Origin of the sequence: Alkaliphilus sp. B6464 (assembly GCF_018141165.1) — a bacterium.
In the GTDB taxonomy this organism is placed as follows: domain Bacteria; phylum Bacillota; class Clostridia; order Peptostreptococcales; family Natronincolaceae; genus Alkaliphilus_B.
Window position 1 is genome coordinate 1,252,441 of record NZ_CP058557.1, and the last position, 13,589, is coordinate 1,266,029.

Below are 13,589 nucleotides of genomic sequence, written 5' to 3' on the forward strand. Positions count from 1 at the left end.
GTGTAATAGCATTATGTTTCTTTCTCCTTTACATCACAATATGCTAAATATTCTATCCTATTATTCTTGTAACTTACTCTAAGAATGATAATTGAGTATATTTTGTTTGATTTATTTTCTCTTTCATGGGTTTAGTATAACTACTTGACAGAGAATACTTATCTCTCAGTTCATTTACAAGTTGATATAATTGATCTTTATATGCTTTATCGGCACTACCAGTTTTATAGAGAGCTAATAAATCATTATATAGATGTGGAAACTCTTGTTGGATAAATTCAAAAAAGGAAGACCTAGTCTGTCCTCGTAAATAAAGAGTTCCAGGTAACACATAGTGTACATTGATTTCCTGAGCATTTCTAAAAAGTGAATTTATATTTTCAAAACTGTCGGTGATATAAGGAATAATTGGCATAACGTGTAATCCAACAGAAGCATTCGTTTTCCTAAATTCTTTCAGCACAGCAAGTCTTCTAAGTGAATTAACACCGTTAGGCTCCATCTTTTTTCGTGTATTTTCATCCATAGTTGTAATAGTGGCAGCAACATTGACATATGTAATTCTTGATAATTCATCAATCAAATCATAATCCCTTAGTATTAAATCAGATTTTGTAGATATAATTGCTGGTGTTTTATATTTTATCAACAGCTTAAGTATTTTAGGCATAATTTTATATTCTTCTTCTATTGGCTGATAGCTATCTGTGACTCCGCCAATATTGATAATTTCTCTTTTCCAAATTGAGCTACTTAATTGTTCTTCAAGCTTTTCAACTATGTTTGTCTTTACAAAAATATTACTGAAATAATCTTTTGATCCTAAATACTGATGGGAATACATAGCGTAACAATATTTACAACCATGTTCACATCCACGATATATATTTAAGTCCCAACTATATGGCATATGCCTTTTTAATTTATTACAGGCGACTTCACAAATTATCTCGTTATATTTTTTCATAAATACCTTTTCACCTACTTTAGATTACACAAATATATCAATATTGCAAATAGAAATAGCAGAAGAATAAAACTTTCTCATCGACAGCTGTTAATTCTTCTGCTATTACTCATCTGTCCATTACTAAAATAATCTAATCCTACTCTTTTAAATTTTCTTCACAATAGGAAGCCATACTTCAGATTTATATGTGGGAGATTGTTGGTCTCCTTCAAAATAAATCTCTATATCTGGAGCATTAGCATATTCGTATCCAGATGTTGGTAACCATTCCGTAATAATTCGCTTCTGCAAATCCTGCATAGCATTTGGCATTGCTCCAACACATTCAAAAATTGCCCAAGTAGAAGCAGGGACTTCGTACTCAACAGTACCTGGAATAGTTGGTTTATCAGTTGCAACAGCAATGTAATAATTAAGGTCTGTACCATTCATACAAGTACTAACACCAAGTACCCCAAAGGGCGGCTGATTCATTAATTCACACATTTTCGGAATTATACCACTTTTAATAGTATTTGCCCAAAACAGTGGTACTCTTGCAAAACTTTCCTCGATGTTCATGTTCATGTGTTCTTTAGCACCGATAATTCTAAAAGCATTCTTTTTCTCAATTCTGTAATTCATTTCTGCATCTCCTTTAATTGAAATTTTGAAGGTTATGCGTGGAAAAGCTTTTAGCATTACCCCTTCTGTATGAGCAGCAGATGGCGTAACTCCATGGACATTCTGAAATGCACGATTAAATGATGTTGGTGAATCATAACCATATTTCAGTGCAACATCAATTACTTTCATCTTCCTACTTTGCAAATCGAATGCTGCAGATGTCATCCTTCTACGGCGAATATATTCGGACAACGGTATACCTGCAATATAAGAAAACATCCTCTGGAAGTGAAAGGTTGAGCAGCAAGCAATCTGTGCAGCCTGATCATAATTAATTGTTTCACTTAAATTATCTTCAATATAATCGATAGCTTGATTAAGTCGTTCCAACCATTCCATAACATTACCTCCTTACAATCAAAGTTTAGCACTATGAATCAAATATATCCTCTCATTTTATGCACTAAAATGTAAGATCATATAAAAATTCTATTATCCATTTATATATGTGCCAATTCAAAAATGAATCTATAATTTATTATACTAAGCTAGATTAAGTACTATTTTTTCTTTTAAAATTTTACTACCTTATTATACCACTTTACTTCAAATAAAGGTCAATATGTGAAGTGTAAAAATTATTGAACTTTTTTATTTTCACATAAAATAAAAAAGACCCCTTTTATGAAAAGAGGTCAAGGCCAATGTCACATAGATCTCGGGAAGATTAAATACCGTCCATAAAATTTTCATCAGTAAGGCCGCATGACATTGGCTATGTTCTAGAATAGTATGGTATCAAGCCAGTACAAGGAAACAACAAGTCGTCAACTTAAAGGATGGATATAGTCATCATAACCTAGTTATATCAAGGGCTTAATTGGTAATTTATGTTACTAAAATTAAGATATTAATTTTTTCTGTAGGTCATAGCTGAGATAACTCCATTTGTGTCTCTTGAAAAAACAAGAATGTTTTTAATATGGCCATCGTCATCGATATAGAAATTGTCAGAAAGACCGACCTGACCTTCTTCAAACAAGAACTCGAAGGATACTTCAAATTTACGGCCCTCAAAGTTGTAAGTAATCATACCAGCTTTATCAGGTATAACTTTTTGCACAGATTCTGGGATAAGCGTTGATTCTGCTAGTAGAGCTTCGATATCTATTGGTTCCTCATCTATGTCTTCTTGAGCTGGCGTCTGCTGATCAATAAGTGTCTGAAGATATTTTTCAGCTTTCTCCGGGTTTCCTTTTGATGGGTCTAGAGGCAAATCAAACAAAACATTGACTCCCTCATAATCAGCGTTAGGAATAATCTTACCTGTCTCTAAATCGAAGTGATAGGCATTGGCATTATAAAACGTGCCAGAGCTAACACCAAGGTACAAGCCTCTGTCTGCAAAAATTTCTATATCATCACATTCCACAATCCGATACATTGTGCCATCTTTTACGAACTCGCTATAGCCGCCATTCATTGTAATAATGTTAAATCTATTAGGATTCTGACCTTTTATAAATGGTGAAACAAAAAACGGAATCTCGCCGTATGCCTCATCATGGGTACTTGGCATTGGTGTACCATTGGCATTTGCAATAGCTACCACCGCATAGCTTCTATTAGGATGAACAGTGCCATCAACTGAGCTTTCAAAATCACTGATTTTTTCACCAGATACAATTCCAAGTAAAGTCACCTTATAATCTCCACTGATTTGAGCCTGATTAATGGCTAATGCATCTTCTCCCTCAAAGGCAATGGCAAGACTTTCATTGCCCAGATTTTCCGCGATCTGTTTTGGTGTGAGTAACTTCCACACTGCAAATACTGAAATTGACGTTGATAAGATAAGCATTGCACATATTGCTACAGTGGACATTCTTTTTTTATTTACACGTCTCATTTTACTTCTCTCCCTCACCTGATTAATTATTTTTTGATTTAAACTTTCATCTGGTTCATTATTTGAAGAAATGGCCTGTCGTAACAGCTGATCTAATTTTTCAAAATCCTTCATATCCATTTACCTCCATAAATTCTTTAATCACTTTTCTCGCCTTGTGAAGTCTACTCTTTACAGTACCAGTTGGAATCTTAAGTGCGGAAGCAATATCCTCAACTGACAACTCAGAAGTGTAGTACATATACAGCGGTATTTTTAATTTGTCATTCAATGATGCTGAAGCCATACCAATCATTTTATGAAGTTCGTTGCTTATCGCAACAAGCTCTGGCGTACTGGTATTGATTATCTGAGAGGTATTAGTAAAATCATCTTGAAATTCCTCCATCTTTGCAATCCTCTGTCGCCAACCAAATTTTCGTCGCTGATTCTTCCACGTATTCGCTGCAATAGCGATCAGAAACCCCTTTGGATTTTTAGCCTTATCTATTTTGTGATACAGCTCCGTAGCTTTTAAGAAAGTTTCCTGATACAAATCATCAGCTTGGTGTTTATCTCTTGTCAACTGATAGCAAAATCCATAAACAGACTTACCATGGCTTTCAATTAAATGACTTAATTCTGTAACATCCAATCTGCTATTTCCTCCTTTCCCTTAGTTTGACGGCGTCTTTAGCCTTGAAAAGGCTTATGTATTAATTGATCCTTCATATATATATTGTAATAACTTCTAATCTGGTTCATAAAATTATATCATTTTATAGTATAAATGAACTTATAATTCATAGCTATTGGTAATATGTATACTTTTGACTATCAGCACAATCCCTTATAATATTTGAAGGTAGACTTTACGGGGTGAAAGAATATAAAATATGGGTAGAAAGAATATCTTAATGTAGGAGATAAACAAATGAAAAAATTTAAAAAGCTTTATATCGAGATTACAAATGTGTGTAATCTTGCTTGTAGTTTTTGTCCACAAACAAAGAGAAAGCCTGAATTTATGAAAATAGAAACCTTTAATAAAATATTAGATCAAATAAAACCTCATACAGATTATATATATTTTCATGTGAAAGGCGAACCTCTTTTACACCCAGAAATAGATAGGTTTTTAGATTTAAGTTATGAAAAAGGGTTTAGGGTTAATATAACTACAAATGGAACCCTTATAAATAGAGTTAAGGATAAAATACTCAAAAAGCCAGCATTAAGGCAGGTTAATTTTTCACTTCATAGCTTTGATGGAAATGATGGAGGAGAAAATAAGGCAGAATACATCAATAGTATACTTGCATTTGTAAAGGAAGCCACAGATAAGACTGATGTTTTTATATCATTAAGACTATGGAATTTAGATAAGGACAATGTAACAAACCTCCAAAGGAAAAGAAATCGTCAATTACTTGAAATAATAGAAAAAGAATTTGGCTTACCCTATAAAATTGAAGAAAAAGTCACTCCAGGTAGTGGGACTAAAATTGCTGATAGAATATATTTAAATCAGGATCATGAGTTTGAGTGGCCAGATTTAAAAGAGGAAGAAGACGAAGGAGAAGGGTTTTGTTATGGACTTAGAAACCAAGTAGCTATATTAGTGGACGGAACCGTAGTACCTTGTTGTCTTGATGGTGAAGGAGTAATTAATTTAGGAAATATAAATGAAACTCACTTTTCTAAAATAGTAGAGAGCGATAGAGCAAACAATCTGTTTAATGGTTTTTCAAGGAGGGAAGCGGTTGAAGAATTATGCAGAAAGTGTGGGTATAGAAAAAAATTTGGTATATAGATAAAAATGTATTGGTTAATATCATAAAAAATTACTATTTAGCAGACTGTTAGTAAATACAGTCTGTTTTTTTGACTAAAGAATAGTTCTATACAGATTATATTATCGTAGAATAATATACACACTTATTGCTAATTTATGCATTTGAATATGTATACATAATCCGTTATAATAATAATACTATTCAAATGCAGAAAGGGTGGTAAAATGTCAAATTTAATAGAAAAGTGTGCAAGGTTAAGGGATGCTTCCCATTTATTAGCAGCTACTCCCACCAATTCTAAAAATGCAGCATTACATCTAGTAGCAAATAGTTTAAAGAAAAATTCATCATATATACTGGCTGAAAATGAAAAAGATATTAAAATTGCAAAGGAAAAAGGCACGAAAGAGAGCCTTATTGATCGCCTAAGATTAAATGAAGATAGAATCCAAGGAATGATTGATAGCATTAATACTATTATTAAGCTAAATGATCCTATATGGAAAAGTAACGATGTGTGGACTTTAGAAAATGGGCTAACAATTAGTAAAATGACTGTACCATTAGGAGTTATCGGAATTATTTATGAATCAAGACCCAACGTTACTTTGGATGCATTCGCATTAGCACTAAAAAGCGGTAACTGTATTTTATTAAGGGGAAGTTCCTCTGCAATCCATTCTAATAAAGCTTTGGTTAAAGTTATAAAAGAAGGTCTAATGGAAAGTGAAATAAGCCAAGAAGTAGTTCAGCTTGTAGAGGATCTTGATCGAAGTATTGTGAAGGAAATGCTAACATTAAACGAATATATTGATGTAATTATTCCTCGAGGTGGAGCAGATTTAATTCGTTTTGTCATAGACAATGCTACAGTTCCTACTATCGAAACAGGAGTTGGCAATTGTCATATTTATGTGGATGGGTCAGCCAACCTAGAAAATGCTATTAAAATCATTATGAATGCCAAGGTACAAAGGCCGGGGGTTTGTAATGCTTGTGAAACAACGTTAATTCATGAGAGCATAGCATCTGAGTTTTTACCAATGCTATATGATGCATTAAGCGATAAAGTTGAGTTAAGAGGATGCCCTAAAACAATAGAAGCAATTAATATAAAGGGAGCTGTAGATTCGGATTGGGCAGAGGAATATCTTGATTATACTCTTGCAATCAAGGTTGTTTCGGATATAAATCAAGCAATCGACCATATACAAAAATATGGTACGAAACATTCTGAAGCCATTATTACAGAGAACTTTACTAACGCCAATTACTTTTTAAGAAGGGTAGATGCAGCGGCAGTATATGTAAATGCGTCAACTCGATTTACAGATGGTGGGGCTTTTGGTTTTGGAGGAGAGATGGGAATTAGTACTCAAAAAATCCATGCTAGAGGGCCAATGGGACTAAATGAATTAGTTACTGTAAAGTACACAATTATAGGAAACGGGCAAATTAGAGAATAGAGGGATTAAAATGTTATCGGAAGTAATGAAGAAGAGTAGAAAAATTGTAATAAAAATCGGTAGTAATACACTTTCCAATGAAGATGGTACTATTAATCATGTTTTTATAGAGGAGCTATGCAATCAAGTATCTTTTTTAATCGCTGAAGGAAAGCAGGTCGCAATTGTTACTTCAGGAGCTAGAATTGCTGGCATCAGCAGAACTAATAAGTGGTCTAGAAAAGAGGATATGCATTATAAGCAGGCTTTATGTGCAATTGGACAAGTAGAGCTAATGTCTGCCTATAATAGTCATTTTTCTCAACATGGAATCTATATAGGTCAACTTCTTTTAACAAGAGAAGATTTTTTTGATAAAACTAGAACTTTAAACGTGAGAAACACATTGTTTACTTTAGCAGATGAAGGTATAGTACCAATTATTAATGAAAATGATACCGTAAGCGTAGAGCAAATTAAAATTGGTGATAACGATACTCTAGCAGCATATTCAGCGAGTCTATGGAATGCTGATTTATTGATACTTTTAAGTGACATAGATGGCATTTATGATAAGAATCCTAAGGATTATGATGATGCCAAACTGTTAGAACAGATAGAAAATATAGACATCATGTTAGAAAAAATTGAGATTGGACAATCTAATTCATTTGGTACAGGTGGAATTACAACAAAGATAGAGGCAGCAAGAATTGTAAATCGTTATGGTATACCAATGATCTTGGCTAATGGGAAGACACATGACATTTTAATGAAGGTCTACAATAATGAAACTAAAGCCACTATATTTTTACCAGAAGAGAAATAAATAGCAATATGATAAGCTTGAGTAGTTAGACAATGTATAAATTAGCTAGTAGTTTTAAGTAGCAAAATAGAAGAGGTGTAACGATGGATAAAAAAATAGGATTTATTGGAGCAGGAAATATGTCATCTACCATAATTGGTGGACTTGTTAAGAACTTTAAAGGTATGAATAACTTAATATATGTTACAAATAGATCTAAAGAAAAAGCAGAAAGATTATGTAATGAAGCTAATATAAATTTCTGTAACAGTAATGCCGACTTAGCTAAAACCTGTGATGTAATTTTTTTAGGTATTAAACCAGATATGTACGGAGTGGTTTTAAAAGAAATAGCTCCATATGTAACCGATGATAAGTTAATAATTTCATTAGCCGCTGGAGTAACTACAAATAATGTAGAGGGCTATTTCAAACGACCAATGAAAATAATTCGAATTATGCCTAATATTGCTGTAACTGTTGGGGAGGGTATGATCGCTTTAACCGCTAATAAGAATGTAGCCGAAGAAGAGGTTGACCTAGCAACAAACTTACTAAGTAGTATTGGTAAGGTGGATAAAATTGAGGAATATATGATTGATGCAGTAACTACTATAAGTGGTTGTAGTCCAGCCTTTATTGCACTGTTTGTAGAAGCTTTAGCAGATGGAAGTGTATTACAGGGTATGCCACGAGATAAAGCATATATATATGCAGCTCAAACCTTAATTGGAACAGGTAAGATGATGCTCGAAAAAGAAATACATCCAGGAGCACTAAAGGATATAGTTTCATCCCCTGGAGGAGTTACTATAGAAGGTGTTTATGCTTTGGAAAAAAGAGGGTTTAGAAGCATTCTTATGGAGGCTGTGGAAGCCTGCGAGAGAAAAATTAAATTATTAAATAGTAAATAAAACTTCGATCTGTGCTGAGGGCTCAGAACGACAGAACGATGATGTAGCTAATAGCTACTATAAATAAGAAATAAGGAACTAAAATTTAAAGCTCACAGGTATTTGCTTGTGGGCTTTAACTATTTAGAGTACGGTTAATTAGAAATAAATTGTGGCAGAATTTATGATAGATATTAAAATTAATGGAAATATATAGGCTATGGATATTAATTCATGGCCTTCTATTATTATATAGCAAAAGATATTGCAAAATTAAAGGAATTAATAGTAAAGTGCAGAATAATACACCAATAGGACAACAAAAGGAGAGGATTTAGAGGAGGAGAATGAGCTGTTTTGGTCAGATTTAAACCATGATTTTTTTGATATGTCTGTTTATGCAGGTGAGGGAAATATAGGGCATATGATTGAACAAGTAAACATGTATAAGGATATTATTTTAGGTGAGTAAAGTATTTTATTATATTCATATAAAATGGATATAATCTTCAGATCTCATTGATTCATATTGGGTAACTAGAAAGATGTATTTCAAGGTGAAGATTATTTGGTATAAACTATATAGCAAAATTTTAGAGTATAAAAAATTTTAATAAAGGAGAGAAATCTATGAAGAAAGAAATAATTGAGTGGGCTAAAACCATTATAATTTCATTATTGGCTGCATTATTAATAACAACTTTTGCTTTACCAACAATTGTTTATGGAACATCAATGGCTCCTACATTAGATACTTATGATTTATTATTAATAAATAAATTATTATATAAAGTCCAAGATCCAGCTTATGGAGATGTTGTCGTTTTTGAATTTGAACCAGAAAGAAAGAACATGATCAAGAGAGTTATAGGAATTGAAGGAGATACTGTTGAAATTAATAATGGTATAGTATCTGTAAATGGCACAGAGTTAGAAGAAGGATATATTTATGGTACGGATACTTCTTCAAGGGATTTAAAAATAGTAGTTCCGAAAGGTAAGGTTTTTGTACTAGGTGATAATAGGAATGATAGTAGAGATAGTAGAAGTAAGGAGATTGGCCCAGTAGATAAAGATATAATTATAGGAAAAGCCTATTTCAGATTATTTCCATTTCCTAAAATAGGTAGAATAGAATAAGAGCGAATATATTTGGGCTGTGGATGTTGATTCGCAGCCTTTGCTGTAGAATAGTAAAGATATTGCTAATTAAAAGGAATCATTAAGAAAGTGTAGAACAATATAGCAGATATATTTCTTTGATATTGTAAAGTTGAAAGAAGCTTATATTATTTTAATAAATCAGGCTCGGTTTATAAAGGCGGAAAGGTGTTGCTTCGAGTATTATGAATGAATTGAGTAATGAATTATAAAATCAATGAATCAATAAATCATTATGGAGGAGGCATAGATGATTAAAATAAGAACGGAAAATGTAAGCGATCATAGTAGCGTTTTTCAATTAAATTATGAATCATTTAGGAATAGGTGGCCAACTAATTCAAGAAGGATTAAAAAGATGTAGGGATTTAGGATATGGGATTGTATTGTTGATAGGGCATCCGACATACTATCCTAAATTTGGATTTAAACCAGCGAGAAATTTTGGACTAGAACTAAAACAATTTAAAGTATCGGATGAAGTATTTATGGTATGTGAATTAATAGCAGGAGAGTTAGATAGAATTAAGGGAGAATTAATATATCCTAAATCATTTTTCAGTTGATTCGAAGGTGGGATTCAAGGGTGTGAAATTAGAGTAGGGGGAGATGGGGGAAATGAAGTTAAACAAACATAGGAATATAGATACTTTTTTAGAAGAAACCTTAAAGTATTTAGAGCAAAGCGAAGCATTAAATAATCTTATGTTAGGTATTTGCAACACAATTAAAAACAACCCAGATTATTATAGTAATGCCTATCTTGCTACTGTAAAACAAGGAGAAGAATTAGCTATAGCAACAGTTATGACACCTCCTAATAAACTAGTTGTATATAGTAACAGGAAAGAATGTGATGATGCAATAGAATTATTAGTAGAAGATTTACGCAATAAGAATATTGATATATCTGGTGTTATAGGTCCTAAAGAACTATCAAAAAGAACTTGTGATATTTGGAGCAAATATAGTGATTGTAAGGTGAAATTGGAAATGAATATGAGGGTTTATGAACTAAGGGAAGTAAATAAAGATACAATTGGAGAAGGAATATTAAGACCAGCCGATGAAGAAGACTTAGAGTTTGTAGCACAGGGGCGGTATGACTTTGAAATTGATACTGGATTAAATGCTTCACCAGATAAAGAAAAATGTTATGAGTCAGTTAGAAATAGGCTACCAGAAAAAACTATTTTTTTATGGGAAGATGCAGGTAAAGTAGTATCAATGGCAGCTAAAGCTAGGCCTACACAAAATGGAGCTACTGTTAATTTAGTTCATACACCAAAGGAGTTAAGAAAAAGAGGATATGCAACTAGTTGTGTGGCAGCATTAAGTCAACATTTATTAGATTCTGGCTATAAGTTCTGTTCTTTATTTACGGATCTAGCAAATCCTACTTCAAACAGTATTTATATGAAAATAGGATATAAACCAGTTGGGGATTATGATAGCTATATTATAGAAAAAGGGGGAAATAACAATGACAAAGCTAATACAAATTGAATTATTAGAATAAATATTGACATTATATCTGTTTTCCTGCTAATAAACAGCTGGAAATTCTATAAATTTTTACTTTAAATATAATATAAAGGAGAGTATTCACATTGGATAAGTTTACTTTAATCAAGGAAGAAGCTGTTTTAATAGTAATTGATATTCAGGAACGACTAGTACCAGTAATGAAATATGGTGAAGGAGTTATCGGTAAGACTGATACTTTAATTTCAGTTGCAAAAGATTTAGATATTCCTATTTTAGTTACAGAACAATATCCTAAAGGCTTGGGCAAGACAGTTATAGAATTAAATACTAATTTAGATAAAGCATTAATCTATGAAAAAACAACTTTTTCTGGCTATACCGAGGAAGTGATTTCAAGGCTTAATCAACTAGGGAGGAAAAAGATTATTATTACTGGTATGGAGACCCATGTTTGTGTTTTTCAAACTGTGAGAGATTTAATAGCTAATAATTATCAAGTTTTTGTGGTGGAAGATGCAGTATGTTCACGTACAAAAGCGAATTATAAAAATGGCCTAGATTTAATGTCGACTATGGGAGCTATTATTACCAATACAGAGACAGTATTTTTTGATTTAATAAAAGAGGCAGGTACCCCTTTATTTAAAAAGCTGTCAAAGTTAATAAAATAGGTCATATATTTGGTGTTAAAAATGAATAAAAAAGTGATTTTAGTTCATGGATATACTAAACATTATGATGATATGCTTGTTTTGAAGAAAAATCTAGAGCTTTTAGGATATGAAGCAATACTAGTTGATTTGCCACTAACCTTTGAGTATATAACAGACGCTGTTATTGTATTTGAAGAAAAAATTAATGAAATTATATATAGCTTAAAAGAAGATGAAAAGATTAGTCTTGTAGGTCATAGCACAGGTGGACTAGTAATAAGATTGCTATTATCCAATACAAAATATATAGAAAAAATATACAGATGTGTCTTAATAGCTACGCCAAACAAGGGAAGCGAGTTAGCGGATATAGCTTCTAGAATATCTCATATATTTATTAATATTTTTAAGACTTTAAAATCCTTGAGACATGAAAATGTAGAAAAGTTAGATTTGAAGCAAATAGATGATATTGAAATAGGCGGAATCGCAGGAAATAAAAGTGATTTACTATTAGGCAAATTGTTGGAAAATGAAAATGATGGTAGAGTAGAGGTTAACTCTGTAAGATATAAAGAACTAAAAGACTTTATAGTTGTTCCTTACAATCATGAAGAAATTCATTATAAATTTGAAGTAGCAGAACTGGTTGATAACTTTCTAAGAACTGGGGATTTTAACAAATAGTAAGAAGTCGAATTCATATGGATAGATGAATGAAGTGGTTAGAAGGGGGAAAATAGGAGTGATTTTAGGAAAAAATACTATTATTAGGCCAACTGAATTAGGGGACGAAGAGTATTTATACAAATGGTGGAATGATGGTGAAATGATGAGCCATGCAACATTGGCTTTTGGTACATTACAAAGTAAGGAAGCGATAAGAAAAAGCATTATAAAATCCATTGAAGATAGTAGTATATATCCTAAAAGGAAGAGGTTTATAATATGTAAAAAAGATACTTCAGAACCTATTGGTGAAGTAAGCTATGGAGACTGGAATGAAAGAAACCAAAAGTGTGAATTTGGTATAAAAATATGTGAAACATCTGAACAGGGAAAAGGCTATGGAAAAGATGCATTATATCATTTTGTAGATTTTATGTTTCGATTTTTAAATCTTAATAAGATTGAATTAACATCAATGATAGATAATAAAGGAGCACATAGTCTATATAAAAAACTAGGTTTTAAAGAAATAGGGATAGTTAGAGAAGGATATTTTGACAGCAGGACTGGTGGATTTACCGATGTGATGTATATGGATTTATTGAAGAAGGAATGGTTGGAGATTAGATCGAGTATTGAATTTTAAAATAAAGAAATTTTATGAATCAAGTTTTAACGCTGGAAGTGAACTTTGATTTTTGTGATATATAATAAAAATATTGAAGCCTCTATACAAAAAATGCTCTGACAATTTATTATAAAAGGTTTGGTTATTGGAGGTGCTATATTTACTACAGCCTATGGAGGACGTTCCTTACACGAGCAATCCCATGGAGAATCCTTTTTTGCTGTATTTATGAACAGATTTAGTGGTAAAGGATTATACATTTTAGATGAACCTGAAGCTGCATTATCACCAACAAGGCAGTTGGCTATGCTTTCTAGAATTCACGAATTAGTTCAGAAAGATTCACAATTTATAATAGCTACACATTCGCCAATTATAATGTCTTATCCCAATTCAACAATTTATGAAATAAATAATGGATTTAACAAGGTTAAATATGAAAACACTGAACATTATCAGATCATGAAGGGATTTATGAATAATACTGAAAAAATGTTGAATATAATTATGGGGCCATAATATAAAATATAAACATATACCAACCAAAACATATCATAACTTAAATTATAGTATTAAAAATTGTG

Annotated in this window: 15 protein-coding genes; 11 read left to right on the top strand and 4 right to left on the bottom strand. The window is 32.0% G+C overall.

The features are described from left to right. Positions 1 to 73: 73 nt before the first annotated feature. The 4 genes from HYG84_RS06060 to HYG84_RS06075 form a co-directional block, all read right to left on the bottom strand. Positions 74 to 967: an SPL family radical SAM protein gene (locus HYG84_RS06060; protein WP_212381280.1), complete on the bottom strand. Its 894-nt coding sequence runs from the start codon at positions 965 to 967 to the stop codon at positions 74 to 76. 147 nt (positions 968 to 1,114) lie between these two features. Then, the gene (locus HYG84_RS06065; protein ID WP_212381282.1) at positions 1,115 to 1,975 is read right to left on the bottom strand and encodes an AraC family transcriptional regulator; all 861 of its coding nucleotides are present in this window, start codon (positions 1,973 to 1,975) and stop codon (positions 1,115 to 1,117) included. Positions 1,976 to 2,486: 511 nt separating this feature from the next. Continuing rightward, entirely contained in the window at positions 2,487 to 3,599 is a 1,113-nt protein-coding gene (locus HYG84_RS06070; RefSeq protein WP_212381284.1) for a hypothetical protein, read from the bottom strand. Beyond that, positions 3,586 to 4,119 (bottom strand): RNA polymerase sigma factor, encoded by a 534-nt coding sequence (locus tag HYG84_RS06075; protein ID WP_212381286.1) that lies wholly within the window; start codon positions 4,117 to 4,119, stop codon positions 3,586 to 3,588. Before HYG84_RS06075 ends, HYG84_RS06070 begins: the two co-directional genes overlap by 14 nt. A 279-nt stretch (positions 4,120 to 4,398) precedes the next feature. Here HYG84_RS06075 and HYG84_RS06080 point away from each other — a divergent pair, with 279 nt between their 5' ends. The 11 genes from HYG84_RS06080 to HYG84_RS06130 all read left to right on the top strand — a co-directional run bounded on the left by HYG84_RS06080 (position 4,399) and on the right by HYG84_RS06130 (position 13,524). Next, on the top strand, positions 4,399 to 5,277 hold the full coding sequence (locus HYG84_RS06080; protein ID WP_212381288.1) for a radical SAM/SPASM domain-containing protein: 879 nt from the start codon (positions 4,399 to 4,401) through the stop codon (positions 5,275 to 5,277). Between the two features lie 207 nt (positions 5,278 to 5,484). Then, positions 5,485 to 6,726, top strand: a complete 1,242-nt coding sequence (locus HYG84_RS06085; RefSeq protein WP_212381290.1) for a glutamate-5-semialdehyde dehydrogenase — start codon at positions 5,485 to 5,487, stop codon at positions 6,724 to 6,726. A 10-nt stretch (positions 6,727 to 6,736) separates the two neighbouring features. After that, on the top strand, positions 6,737 to 7,534 hold the full coding sequence (proB, locus tag HYG84_RS06090) for a glutamate 5-kinase (RefSeq protein ID WP_212381291.1): 798 nt from the start codon (positions 6,737 to 6,739) through the stop codon (positions 7,532 to 7,534). A gap of 83 nt (positions 7,535 to 7,617) precedes the next feature. After that, complete coding sequence (gene proC / locus HYG84_RS06095; RefSeq protein WP_212381292.1) at positions 7,618 to 8,427, top strand: pyrroline-5-carboxylate reductase; 810 nt, start codon at positions 7,618 to 7,620, stop codon at positions 8,425 to 8,427. 609 nt (positions 8,428 to 9,036) lie between these two features. Continuing rightward, positions 9,037 to 9,546, top strand: coding sequence for a signal peptidase I (lepB, locus tag HYG84_RS06100; protein ID WP_212381293.1), 510 nt, complete (start codon positions 9,037 to 9,039; stop codon positions 9,544 to 9,546). 329 nt (positions 9,547 to 9,875) lie between these two features. Further along, positions 9,876 to 10,133 (top strand): GNAT family N-acetyltransferase, encoded by a 258-nt coding sequence (locus HYG84_RS06105; protein ID WP_212381294.1) that lies wholly within the window; start codon positions 9,876 to 9,878, stop codon positions 10,131 to 10,133. Between the two features lie 52 nt (positions 10,134 to 10,185). Continuing rightward, entirely contained in the window at positions 10,186 to 11,073 is an 888-nt protein-coding gene (locus HYG84_RS06110) for a GNAT family N-acetyltransferase (RefSeq protein ID WP_212381295.1), read from the top strand. A gap of 104 nt (positions 11,074 to 11,177) precedes the next feature. Continuing rightward, on the top strand, positions 11,178 to 11,726 hold the full coding sequence (locus HYG84_RS06115) for a hydrolase (protein WP_212381296.1): 549 nt from the start codon (positions 11,178 to 11,180) through the stop codon (positions 11,724 to 11,726). A gap of 21 nt (positions 11,727 to 11,747) precedes the next feature. Then, positions 11,748 to 12,395 (top strand): PGAP1-like alpha/beta domain-containing protein, encoded by a 648-nt coding sequence (locus HYG84_RS06120; protein WP_212381298.1) that lies wholly within the window; start codon positions 11,748 to 11,750, stop codon positions 12,393 to 12,395. Between the two features lie 58 nt (positions 12,396 to 12,453). Beyond that, the gene (locus HYG84_RS06125) at positions 12,454 to 13,023 is read left to right on the top strand and encodes a GNAT family N-acetyltransferase (RefSeq protein ID WP_212381300.1); all 570 of its coding nucleotides are present in this window, start codon (positions 12,454 to 12,456) and stop codon (positions 13,021 to 13,023) included. 120 nt (positions 13,024 to 13,143) lie between these two features. Then, positions 13,144 to 13,524 carry an AAA family ATPase gene (locus HYG84_RS06130; protein WP_330655592.1) on the top strand — a complete coding sequence of 127 codons (381 nt, stop codon included), beginning with the start codon at positions 13,144 to 13,146 and terminating at the stop codon, positions 13,522 to 13,524. The last annotated feature ends 65 nt before the right edge of the window (positions 13,525 to 13,589 follow it).

Excerpts from the sequence above, each read along its gene's own strand:
- HYG84_RS06070 (WP_212381284.1), bottom strand. The coding sequence starts at position 3,599 with ATGAAGGATTTTGAAAAATTAGATCAGCTGTTACGACAGGCCATTTCT.
- HYG84_RS06120 (WP_212381298.1), top strand. The coding sequence starts at position 11,748 with ATGAATAAAAAAGTGATTTTAGTTCATGGATATACTAAACATTATGAT.
- proB (WP_212381291.1), top strand. The coding sequence starts at position 6,737 with ATGTTATCGGAAGTAATGAAGAAGAGTAGAAAAATTGTAATAAAAATC.
- HYG84_RS06080 (WP_212381288.1), top strand. The coding sequence starts at position 4,399 with ATGAAAAAATTTAAAAAGCTTTATATCGAGATTACAAATGTGTGTAAT.
- lepB (WP_212381293.1), top strand. The coding sequence starts at position 9,037 with ATGAAGAAAGAAATAATTGAGTGGGCTAAAACCATTATAATTTCATTA.
- HYG84_RS06105 (WP_212381294.1), top strand. The coding sequence starts at position 9,876 with ATGAATCATTTAGGAATAGGTGGCCAACTAATTCAAGAAGGATTAAAA.
- HYG84_RS06060 (WP_212381280.1), bottom strand. The coding sequence starts at position 967 with ATGAAAAAATATAACGAGATAATTTGTGAAGTCGCCTGTAATAAATTA.
- HYG84_RS06110 (WP_212381295.1), top strand. The coding sequence starts at position 10,186 with ATGAAGTTAAACAAACATAGGAATATAGATACTTTTTTAGAAGAAACC.
- HYG84_RS06085 (WP_212381290.1), top strand. The coding sequence starts at position 5,485 with ATGTCAAATTTAATAGAAAAGTGTGCAAGGTTAAGGGATGCTTCCCAT.
- proC (WP_212381292.1), top strand. The coding sequence starts at position 7,618 with ATGGATAAAAAAATAGGATTTATTGGAGCAGGAAATATGTCATCTACC.
- HYG84_RS06065 (WP_212381282.1), bottom strand. The coding sequence starts at position 1,975 with ATGGAATGGTTGGAACGACTTAATCAAGCTATCGATTATATTGAAGAT.